Origin of the sequence: Microcoleus sp. PH2017_12_PCY_D_A, assembly GCF_020738565.1 — a bacterium.
In the GTDB taxonomy this organism is placed as follows: domain Bacteria; phylum Cyanobacteriota; class Cyanobacteriia; order Cyanobacteriales; family Microcoleaceae; genus Microcoleus.
Window position 1 is genome coordinate 1 of record NZ_JAEQCI010000259.1, and the last position, 1,508, is coordinate 1,508.

Annotated in this window: 1 pseudogene; it reads right to left on the reverse strand. The window is 46.4% G+C overall.

Going from position 1 to position 1,508, the window contains the following annotated elements:
- Nucleotides 1-37 precede the first annotated feature (37 nt).
- A pseudogene (locus JGK39_RS33420) lies at nucleotides 38-1,407 on the reverse strand (IS4 family transposase).
- Between the last annotated feature and the right edge of the window lie 101 nt (nucleotides 1,408-1,508).

The window sequence follows — 1,508 nt, forward strand, 5'->3', positions numbered from 1 at the left end:
TGCGGACTAAAGTCCAATGGCACTGCTCAAGTCTCAATCACCTAGCCTGTTTACTTTTTAAGATACAGCGAGGTTCCTGCATTCGAGGATACGGCTTCGGTCTGCATTTCAAAACTCTAGGTTCGGAACGATCGGGTCTCCGTGTGAGTAAATTAGTTGCCACCTGATCCAACAGCAATTGATGCCATTGGAGCTGTTGGCGTTTTCCTGTAGTTGCCAACAGCGTCAAGAACTGATTAAACTGCTGCCGAGTCGATGGGAATGAGAGTTGAAAAGTTGTATATTCTGACGAAGATGCCGCTTGCCACATTATGGTACGCAATAAAGTGTAAGCCAATAAGTGTGTCCAGATATCTTTTCTTACCATTGCCGGAGTTTTAGCTGTTAACATCTCCATTTTCAAAGTTGTTTTAAGATGCCGGAGACTGACTTCAGCAGCAGACCAGCGCAGTCCATATAACAGAGTTAATTTTTGAACTGTGTAGCGCTTGGCATCCAGTAACGTTGTGACCACAATAATACGCTCTTCTCGAAAGCCACGGCGTTGAATACGCTCTTCAGACTTCCCGAAGGATGAAATTAGAGGGCAATGCCTCAAATTCCTCATTACTCATGTGTTTGGGACACTGTTGGGCCTTGTCCCAGACAACTTGATGGTCGCCAATTCCCAACTTCTTGCCCCGCCCTTAAGTCCGTCTTACGAAGATGATTTTTCCGAAAAACAGCGTTCGCTCCCTGCTGTTTTACCAAAACTAAATCGATATAATTGCCATAAGCTCGATCCGCTAAGATCACATCGTTGGGGAGTAAATTTGCATAAAGCAGACGACTCATCACAATCTCACTCGTCGCCAACGAAGCAATACCAGCCGATACCACTGCTCCGGTTAGCAGTGAAAACAACACTACCATTTTGGCGATCGTCCATCCACATCCAGTTTTTTGATTGCTGTGTTGCGGATACTCGGCTTGATTGGCGGCAGTATCACTCATTAACACCGTTGTCCCATCTAGTACCCGCACCCGCAATCCACACCATTGTTTTTCTGTTGGAACTTGCTTTTCTAGAGCTTCTGCGACTATGGGTACTAACTGTGGGACAAGTCTTTCGGGTAGTCGGTGACGAGCTTTACTGTAAGCCCCTGTGTCTGAAGAAGGAGGCTTGACTCCGGCAGCCCTGGGCCTGGTACTCATCCGCTTCACTGCTTGAGAGAGACTTTTGTCTGGATCTAGTACCTGCGATACCATCGCCCATAAGGTCACGATCGGTGTGTAGACACTGCTGTAATACCTCACGTTCTCCTTGGCCAACAGCTCAAGGACTTGAGAGTCTGGTAGCAGTTCTCTCCAGGGTAAGGCGACACTCTGTAAAAATTGTTGCTTGAGAATGGACGCACGATTTGGCATACTAGAGGGAGATATTTTGGTTTGTAAGGCAATTATCTATGTAGATATTGCCTTACAGATTTTTTTTTGCTCACTTGAGCAGTGCCATTGGACTTTAGTCC